The organism is Streptomyces sp. SID9727 (genome assembly GCF_010550605.1).
Taxonomy (GTDB): domain Bacteria; phylum Actinomycetota; class Actinomycetes; order Streptomycetales; family Streptomycetaceae; genus Streptomyces.
Map to the genome: position 1 here is coordinate 26,096 of NZ_JAAGNI010000525.1, position 9,244 is coordinate 35,339.

The window sequence follows — 9,244 nt, forward strand, 5'->3', positions numbered from 1 at the left end:
CACCACGACGGAAGGCCCGTCCCCTCGCGAGGGGACGGGCCTTCCGGTTGTTACCGACGCGGTGCGGCTCAGTGCACGGAGGGGATGAACGCGGCGAGCTCCGCGGCCAGCTCCTCGTTGACGCGCGCCTTGATCAGCGTGCCCTCCGAGGTGTGCTCCTCGGAGACCACTTCGCCCTCGGCGTGCACCCGGGAGACGAGACCGCCCTGGGTGTACGGCACGAGTGCCTCGACGGCGACCGACGGACGGGGCAGCTCGCTGTCGATCAGCGCGAGCAGCTCGTCGATGCCGGCTCCGGTGCGGGCGGAGACCGCGATGGCGTGCTTCTCGTTGCGCAGGAGGCGCTGGAGGACCAGCGGGTCCGCCGCGTCCGCCTTGTTGATCACCACGATCTCGGGCACGTCCGTCGCGCCGACCTCGCGGATCACCTCGCGCACCGCGGCGAGCTGCTCCTCCGGCACCGGGTGCGCGCCGTCCACCACGTGCAGGATGAGGTCGGAGTCGCCGACCTCCTCCATGGTGGAGCGGAACGCCTCGACCAGGTGGTGCGGCAGATGCCGTACGAACCCGACGGTGTCGGCGAGGGTGTAGACCCGGCCGCTCGGCGTCTCGGCCCGGCGCACGGTCGGGTCGAGGGTGGCGAACAGGGCGTTCTCCACCAGCACACCCGCCCCGGTCAGGCGGTTGAGCAGCGAGGACTTGCCGGCGTTGGTGTAGCCGGCGATGGCGACCGAGGGCACCTTGTTGCGCCGGCGTTCCTGGCGCTTGAGGTCGCGGCCGGTCTTCATCTCCGCGATCTCCCGGCGCATCTTCGCCATCTTCTCGCGGATCCGGCGCCGGTCGGTCTCGATCTTGGTCTCACCGGGACCACGGGTCGCCATGCCGCCACCGCCGCTGGTACCGCCACCGCCCATCTGACGGGACAGCGACTGGCCCCAGCCGCGGAGCCTGGGCAGCATGTACTGCATCTGCGCCAGGGAGACCTGCGCCTTGCCCTCTCGGGACTTGGCGTGCTGGGCGAAGATGTCGAGGATCAGGGCGGTCCGGTCGACCACCTTGACCTTGACGACGTCCTCGAGGTGGATCAGCTGGCCGGGGGACAGCTCACCGTCGCAGACGACGGTGTCGGCCCCGGTCTCGACGACGAGGTCACGCAGTGCGAGGGCCTTGCCGGAACCGATGTACGTGGCCGGGTCGGGCTTGTCACGGCGCTGGAAGACGGCGTCGAGCACCTGGGCGCCCGCCGTCTCGGCGAGGGCCGCCAGCTCGGCGAGCGAGTTCTCCGCGTCCTGCACGGTGCCCGAGGTCCAGACACCGACGAGCACCACGCGCTCCAGGCGCAGCTGCCGGTACTCGACCTCGGTGACGTCCTCGAGCTCGGTGGAGAGACCGGCCACCCGTCGCAGCGCGGCGCGCTCGGACCGGTCCAGCTGGTCGCCGTCCCGCTCTCCGTCGATCTCGAAGCTCCAGGCGACGTCCTCTTCCATCAGGGCGTCGGCCCGCAGGCCCTCGGTGAGGCTCTCGGTCGCGTTCTCCGTGGCGCTCTGCGCGTTCTGCGCGTCCTGGGGAAGGGAAGAAGAGGAGGTCATTGGATCCTTACGTCGATAGAAGTGGTTGCATCAGTCACAACGCGTGACCTGTGCGGAAGATTCCCGAGGGGGAGATCCTCCGCTCCGGCCGCCTCGGCGACCCGTCGATAGTGGCACGGCCGGCGCGGAGCGTCACCCGGGTTTACGAGGCGGCCGGCGCGGTGCTCCGCCAGTCCGGGTGCCCCGGCATGGGCGGTGTCTTCGTTCCGTACAGCCAGCCGTCGAAGAAGGAGGTCAGATCGCGCCCCGAGACCCGCGAGGCGAGCCGGACGAAGTCGGCCGTGGCCGCGTTGGAGTCGCGGTGCTTGCGGACCCAGAGCCGTTCCAGCCGGTCGAAGGCGTCGCGGCCGATCTCCTGCCGCAGCGCGTACAGGACGAGGGCGCTGCCGTCGTAGACCACGGGCCGGAACAGGCTGATTTTCTCGCCGGGCTCCGGTGCCTCCGGCCGGGCGGGCGGGCCTCCGGCGGCGCGCCAGGCGTCCGAGCGGATGTAGGCGTTCCGCATGCGCGCCTCCAGTGGTGCGTCCATGTGGTCCTCGGTGTACCGGGCCTCGTACCAGGTGGCGTGCCCCTCGTTCAGCCACAGGTCGGACCAGGAGCGCGGGGAGACGCTGTCTCCGAACCACTGGTGGGCCAGTTCGTGGACCATGACCGACTCGACGTACCACTCGGGGAAGCGCGTGTCGGTGAACAGGCGCTTCTCGAAGAGGGACAGGGTCTGGGTCTCCAGCTCGAAGCCGGTCTCGGTGTCGGCGACGAGGATTCCGTAGTTCTCGAAGGGGTAGCGGCCCACCTGCTGCTCCATCCACTCCAGCTGGGCGGGGGTCCTCTTCAGCCAGGGTTCCAGGCGGTCCCGGTCCGCTGTCGGCACGACGTCGCGCACGGGCAGTCCGTGCGGTCCGGTACGCCGCACGACGGTCGAGCCGCCGATGCTGACCTGGGCCAGTTCGGTCGCCATGGGGTGCTCGGTGCGATAGGTCCAGGTGGTGCTGTCGCCGCTGCGGCTGCGGCCCGTGGGCAGGCCGTTGGCGACGACGGTCAGATCATTCGGCGCGGTGACGCGGAAGGTGAAGTACGCCTTGTCGGCGGGGTGGTCGTTGCTCGGGAAGACCCGGTGCCCGGCGTCCGCCTGGTTGGCCATGGCGAGTCCGTCGGCGGTGCGCACCCAGCCGCCGCTGTCCCGTTCGCCGGCGGGGTCGCTGGTGTGACGGACGGTGATGCGCAGGGGTACTCCGGCCGGGATGCGGCCCACCGGCCGTACGACCAGGTCCTCGCCCGCGGTGTCGAAGCCGGCCCGGAGCCCGTTGACGGCGACGGAGCGGACGGTGCCCCGGGTGAAGTCGAGGTTGATGCGGTCCAGTGGCTCGGTCGTCCGTGCGTCGATGGTGGTGACGGCGTCCAGCGGCTTGTCGTTGCGGCCCTGGTAGACGAGACCGATGTCGTACGCGAGCACGTCGTACCCGGGGTTGCCGAGGTGCGGGAAGAGCGGGTCACCGATGCCGAGGGGCACCGGGTCGGCGGGCAGGGCGGCGGCGACGAGGGAAGCCGACGCGGCGGCCAGCAGGGCGGCCCGCGAACGGCGGGAGAGGAACGGCATGGACTACGGCTATCAGCGCCGCCCCGCCGGACGGGCGCGGCGCGCGCCGCACCACCCGAATGAGAACGCCGGTCGACCGCACGGACCTCAGAGCGCCCTGGACCTCGGGGCTTTCCCGGCCTCAGCGCCTTCCCGGCCTCAGAGCGCCCCGGCCGGATGCTGGGCGCGGCTCACGTCGTACACGCCGGGCACCTCGCGCATCGCGCGCATCAGCGCGGGCAGACCGGCCGCGTCCGGGAGCCGCAGCGTGTAGGTGTGCCGTACGCGCTGTTCGCTCGGGGGCTCCACGGTGGCGGAGATCACCGCGGCGTCGGCCCCGGCGATCGCCTCGGTGAGGTCCGCGAGCAGTCGGGGGCGGCCGAACGATTCGGCGACCAGCGTCACCCGGCACGCCTGCTCGTCGCCCCAGCTCACCGCGACCGGTGTCCGTCCGACCGCCTCCATGCGGGCCACGGCGGGGCACTCCAGCCGGTGCACGGTGACGGAGGCGCCGCCCCGTACGGGGAAGCCGGTGACCTCGTCGGGCGGCACGGGCGTACAGCACCCGGCGAGCCGTACCGCGGCGTCCGGGCGCTCCGCCACGGCGGTGGCGGTGCGGGCGCGGGCGGTCCGGGGCACCGAGGGCGGAACGGGCTGCGGGTCGGGATCGGCCGGCAGGCCGGGCTGCCCGGCCTCCGCCGCCTGCGGGTGGGCGTCGAGCCAGCCGGTGATGGCGATGCGGGCGGCGGGTGTGCGCGCGTGGTCGAGCCAGTCCGGTGAGGGGCCGGACGCGGCGTCCTCGGCCAGCAGCGGCTGCACGGTGTCGCCGTCCTTCAGCACGGTGCTCAGCGTGGCCAGCCGGCCGTTCACCCGGGCCCCGATACAGGCGTGGGCGGCGTCGCCGTGCTGGGCGTAGGCCGCGTCGACGCAGCTGGCACCGGCGGGCAGGCCGAGCATGCCGCCGTCCGTGCGGAAGACGGTGATCTCGCGGTCCTGGGCGAGGTCGGCGCGCAGGGTCGTCCAGAAGGTGTCGGGGTCGGGCGCGGACTGCTGCCACTGGAGGAGGCGGGAGAGCCAGCCGGGGCGGGTGGGGTCGGCGCGTTCGCCGTCGGCCGGTTCGACGGTCTGGGCGGCACTGTCGGGGGCGTACGGATTGCCCAGGGCGACGACGCCGGCCTCGGCGACCTTGTGCATGCGGTGCGTACGGATGAGGACCTCAGCCACCTCGCCGTCCGGGCCCACCACCGCGGTGTGCAGCGACTGGTACAGGTTGAACTTGGGGGCGGCGATGAAGTCCTTGAACTCGGAGATCACCGGGGTGAAGCAGGTGTGCAGCTCGCCGAGGACGGCGTAGCAGTCGGCGTCCTCACCGACGAGCACCAGGACCCGTCCGAAGTCGCTGCCGCGCAGTTCGCCGCGTTTGATGCGGACGCGGTGGACGGAGACGAAGTGGCGGGGCCTGACCATGACCTCCGCGGAGATGCCTGCCTCGCGGAGCACCGAGGCCACGTTCCCCGCCATGGCGCCGAGCGGGTCGGGGCCGTCCGCCGCCTCGGTGATCAGCGCGTCGGTGCGGGCGTACTCCTCCGGGTGGAGGATGGCGAAGACCAGGTCCTCCAGCTCGGTCTTGAGCGCCTGGACGCCCAGCCGTTCGGCGAGGGGGATCAGCACGTCGCGGGTGACCTTGGCGATCCTGGCCTGCTTCTCGGGCCGCATCACGCCGAGGGTGCGCATGTTGTGCAGCCGGTCGGCGAGCTTGATCGACATGACGCGGACGTCGTCCCCGGTGGCGACCAGCATCTTGCGGAAGGTCTCCGGTTCGGCGGCGGCCCCGTAGTCGACCTTCTCGAGTTTGGTGACGCCGTCCACGAGGTAGCAGACCTCCTCGCCGAACTCCTCCCGCACCTGATCGAGGGTCACCTCGGTGTCCTCGACGGTGTCGTGGAGCAGGGAGGCCGTCAGCGTGGTCGTCTCGGCGCCCAGCTCGGCGAGGATGAGGGTGACGGCGAGCGGATGGGTGATGTAGGGCTCGCCGCTCTTGCGCATCTGCCCCCGGTGCGAGCTCTCGGCGAGCACGTAGGCGCGTCGCAGGACCGAGAGGTCGGCTTCGGGATGGTGGGCCCGGTGCGCTTCGACGACATGCGCGATGGCGTCGGGGGCCCGGTCACGGGAGGCCGGGCCGAAGAGCGCGGCTCTGCCCAGCCTGCGGAGGTCGATCCGGGGACGGCCCCGCCTGCGGATGGGAGCACCTGGGCTGGTGGCCTCTGCACTCATGGGGCACCTCCGGCGACGTCGACCGGCGGTGGGGAGGCGGGGCGCGCCTCCGGGCCGGTGCTTGATGCTACCGAGCCCACCACGTGGCGGAGTCCCGCTCTCGCCGAGCGTGAAACGGATCACCCATTCGAGCGAAGCGTTACTCGTTCGGTGTTTCGAGCCAGGCCGGGTCGATCATGCCCTCGGCGACGATGACGGCCGGTCCGGTCATGTCGATCCCGCCGTCCGGGTGCTCCGTGACGGCGAGGCTGCCGCCGGGGAGGTCGACGGTGTACGTGACGGGCTCGCCGGTCCTCGCGGGGTCGGCCTGGTCCCGGCGGGCGGCCGCGACGGCCACCGCGCAGGCGCCGGTGCCGCAGGAGCGGGTCTCGCCGGAGCCGCGCTCGTGGACCCGCATGGCGACGTGGCGGGGGCCCCGGTCCACGACGAACTCGATGTTGACGCCCTCGGGGTAGACGGCGGCCGGGGCGAAGGACGGCTCGGTGAGCAGGTCGCCGGCGTGGGCCAGGTCGTCCACGAAGGCGACCGCGTGGGGGTTGCCCATATTGACGTTGCGGGCGTCCCAGGCCCGGTCGCCGACGGTGACGGTGACGCCGTCGGCGGGGAGCAGGGCGCGCCCCATGGAGACGGTGACGTCGCCGTTCTTGGCGAGGTGGACCTTCTTGACGCCGCCCCGGGTCGCGACCGCGAGGTCGCCCGCCTCGACCAGGCCGGCGCGCTGGAGGTAGCGGGCGAAGACCCGCACGCCGTTGCCGCACATCTCGGCGACGGAGCCGTCGGAGTTGCGGTAGTCCATGAACCACTCGGCTTCGTCGGCCATCGCCTTCGCCTCCGGGTGCGCGCCGGAGCGCACGACGTGCAGCAGTCCGTCGCCGCCGATGCCCGCGCGGCGGTCGCAGAGCCGGGCGACGGCGGAGGCGGGCAGGTCGAGGGCGTTCTCCGGGTCGGGAACGATCACGAAGTCGTTCTCGGTGCCGTGGCCCTTGAGGAAGGCGATCTGCGAGGTGGTCACGGGACAACTGTACGAGGCGGCGCCGACGGCCGGGAAACGGTCCGCGGCACGGCGGGCGCGACGAGCGCTCCCCGGCCCCGTGGCTCCCGGCCGGTCAGCGCAGCCGGGCCACGCGCCAGACGGCGAGCGCGACGAGCACGGCGCAGACCCCGGCGTAGAGCGCGATCACGCGCCAGTCCGGGCGCTGCGACGAGCCCCTGGAGGGCAGTCCGGGCCAGGCGTACCCGACGCGGCGGGCGGCCATCATGGACCACCCGGCGGCGCAGCAGCTGATCAGGAGGCCCAGCATGGCGACGACCGCGCCGCCGTCGCCGAACTCGAAGGCCAGCGGGAAGGCGAACATCAGCGAACCCACCGCGGCCAGCGTGACGATGGGCGCGAGCTGCCAGATGCGCAGCCGGCGGGCGGGCCGCAGCTCGACCTCGACCTCGGGGGTCACGTCGAGCTCGTCGGGCCCGTCCGGGCTGAGGCTGTCCGCCTCACGCCCGGCACCCGGTACGCCGTGTTCCGGTACGTCTTGTTCCGTGTCGCGAGGGCCGGCCTCCATCGCCACGCGCCCTCCCAACTCGGACTCCAGTCGATCGATGCTCGATGATGGCACGGCCGCGGTCGCCGAAATGACGGGCGGAGCGTCCCGATGCCATCACGTGATCAGGCTGTAACCGCCCGTTCGACCAACGCCAGTGCCTGGCCGGGGAGTTCCCCGCGGTGCTCCACGGCGCCGCTGAGCCATCGGACGCGCGGGTCGCGGCGGAACCAGGAGTCCTGACGGCGCGCGAAGCGTTTGGTGGCGCGCACGGTGTCGGCCCGCGCCTGGTCCTCGGTGCACTCGCCGGCCAGCGCGGACAGCACCTGCTGGTAGCCGAGGGCCCGTGAGGCGGTACGCCCCTCGCGCAGCCCCTGCGCCTCCAGGGCGCGCACCTCGTCCACGAGTCCCGCTTCCCACATGCGGTCGACGCGCAGGGCGATGCGCTCGTCGAGTTCGGGGCGCTCGACGTCGACGCCGATCTGGACGGCGTCGTAGACCGCGTCGTCGCCGGGAAGGTTGGCGGTGAACGGCTTGCCGGTGATCTCGATGACCTCCAGGGCCCGGACGATGCGCCGGCCGTTGCTCGGGAGGATCGCGCGGCCGGCCTCGGGGTCGGCGGCGGCGAGCCGGGCGTGCAGCGCTCCGGAGCCGTGCCGGTCGAGCTCCGCCTCCAGGGCGGCCCGGACCTCGGGGTCCGTGCCGGGGAACTCCAGGGCGTCGATCGCGCCCTTCACGTACAGGCCGGAGCCGCCCACCAGGATCGGGGTGCGGCCGTCGGCGAGGAGCCGGTCGATCTCGGCACGGGCCAGGCGCTGGTACTCGGCGACGCTGGCCGTCTCGGTGACGTCCCAGATGTCCAGCAGGCGGTGCGGTACGGCGGCGCGCTCGGCGAGCGTCAGCTTGGCGGTGCCGATGTCCATCCCCCGGTAGAGCTGCATGGAGTCGGCGTTGATCACTTCGCCGCCGAGCTGCTGGGCGAGGTAGACCCCCAGGTCGGACTTTCCTGCTGCGGTGGGGCCGACGACGGTGATGACCCGAGGTGCGGGAGCTGAGCTTGTCACCGGCTCAGTCTCCCTCAAACCCGCGCCGCGCATCCCGAATGAGGGAAGCGCGGGCGGGGAAGGTGACGCGACAGTGCGGTCTTCCCCGTACAGTGGTTGTACATATGGGTTATTTCTCACAGTTTCCGAGCGGAGAAGGTGCCCGATGGGCTTCATGGACAGTGTGAAGGCGAAGCTGGCTCCGGCGAAGGAGAAGGTCAGCGACCTCGCGCAGCAGCACGGGGACAAGATCGACCAAGGGCTTGAGAAGGCCGCCCGGACGGTGGACGAGAAGACCAAGGGCAAGTACAGCGACAAGATCGTGACGGGCCGGCAGAAGGCCAAGGACGCGGTGGACAAGCTGGCGAACAAGGACGGCGGCACGACGCCGCCGCCCGCCGCCTGACAGCGGGACGGCCGGTGGGCCCCCGGAGCGACGCGCTCGGGGGCCCACCGGCCGTCCCGCGACCCTCACGACCAGGTGGCGACCAGGTAGCCCACTCCGTACGGCGCGTCCTCGTACAGCAGCCGGCCGGCCAGACCGGCTCCCTCGGCCGCCCCCGCCAGCACCTGCCAGGGCGCGCGCCCGGCCGCCTTGAGCTCGGACGCGAGTGCCTCGTCCAGCGCGGCCAGTGCCTCGGGATCGGCGGCGCCCAGGGCCCGCGCGGCCTCCGCGTCGAACGCTGCCGCGCGCTCGTCCAGATAGCCCGGGGCCTTCAGCGTGCGGCAGGCGCTGCCGTCGCCCATCACGAGCAGGGCGACCCGGTCCGCCCGGCGGGCGAGCTCCCGCCCGGTCTCCGTGCAGCGCACGGTCTCCAGCTGTTCGCCCACGCCCAGGCCCTCCACGGGCGCGTCGGCCCCTCCCGCACGGGTGAGGAGCCAGGCGCCCACCGCGAGCGAGGGCGGGAGGGGGCGGTCGTCGCGGTCTTCCCGTTCCCTGCCGAGCCGGACCTCCAGACCGACGCCGAATTCCCGGAAGCCGCCGACGGCCCCCTCGGGGTGGGCGCCGCGCCCGGCGGGCGCGGCCGGGCCGATCACCACGAGCAGGTCGGGCCGGGAGGCGGCGAGGACGCCCAAGGCGTCGGTGCACGCCCTTCTGGCGTCGTCCAGCTCGGGCGCGGCACCGGCGGCCACGTCGGGCACGAGCAGCGGCGGACAGGGGCAGACAGCGGCGGCGACAAGCATGGTCGGCAGCGTACTGCGCCCCCTCCCCCGGGCCGGCCG

The 9,244-nt window shown here is 72.8% G+C and carries 8 protein-coding genes; 1 reads left to right on the forward strand and 7 read right to left on the reverse strand.

The window, feature by feature from the left end:
- Positions 1-68: 68 nt before the first annotated feature.
- The 6 genes from hflX to miaA form a co-directional block, all read right to left on the reverse strand.
- Positions 69-1,589 (reverse strand): GTPase HflX, encoded by a 1,521-nt coding sequence (gene hflX, locus G3I41_RS35755; protein ID WP_164404681.1) that lies wholly within the window; start codon positions 1,587-1,589, stop codon positions 69-71.
- A 142-nt stretch (positions 1,590-1,731) separates the two neighbouring features.
- Positions 1,732-3,186, reverse strand: coding sequence for a M1 family metallopeptidase (locus tag G3I41_RS35760; RefSeq protein ID WP_164404682.1), 1,455 nt, complete (start codon positions 3,184-3,186; stop codon positions 1,732-1,734).
- Between the two features lie 138 nt (positions 3,187-3,324).
- Positions 3,325-5,439, reverse strand: coding sequence for an HD domain-containing protein (locus G3I41_RS35765; protein ID WP_164404683.1), 2,115 nt, complete (start codon positions 5,437-5,439; stop codon positions 3,325-3,327).
- A gap of 139 nt (positions 5,440-5,578) precedes the next feature.
- Positions 5,579-6,451, reverse strand: a complete 873-nt coding sequence (gene dapF / locus G3I41_RS35770; protein WP_164404684.1) for a diaminopimelate epimerase — start codon at positions 6,449-6,451, stop codon at positions 5,579-5,581.
- Positions 6,452-6,545: 94 nt separating this feature from the next.
- Complete coding sequence (locus tag G3I41_RS35775; protein ID WP_164404690.1) at positions 6,546-6,998, reverse strand: hypothetical protein; 453 nt, start codon at positions 6,996-6,998, stop codon at positions 6,546-6,548.
- 104 nt (positions 6,999-7,102) lie between these two features.
- A complete protein-coding gene (gene miaA / locus G3I41_RS35780) occupies positions 7,103-8,041 on the reverse strand; it encodes a tRNA (adenosine(37)-N6)-dimethylallyltransferase MiaA (RefSeq protein WP_164404685.1) in 939 nt (312 codons plus the stop codon).
- 145 nt (positions 8,042-8,186) lie between these two features.
- Between miaA and G3I41_RS35785 the strand changes: the two genes are divergently transcribed.
- Positions 8,187-8,426 carry an antitoxin gene (locus tag G3I41_RS35785; protein ID WP_164404686.1) on the forward strand — a complete coding sequence of 80 codons (240 nt, stop codon included), beginning with the start codon at positions 8,187-8,189 and terminating at the stop codon, positions 8,424-8,426.
- A gap of 65 nt (positions 8,427-8,491) precedes the next feature.
- Here the strand turns inward: G3I41_RS35785 and G3I41_RS35790 are convergent, their stop codons facing one another.
- Complete coding sequence (locus G3I41_RS35790; RefSeq protein ID WP_164404687.1) at positions 8,492-9,205, reverse strand: class III extradiol dioxygenase subunit B-like domain-containing protein; 714 nt, start codon at positions 9,203-9,205, stop codon at positions 8,492-8,494.
- Between the last annotated feature and the right edge of the window lie 39 nt (positions 9,206-9,244).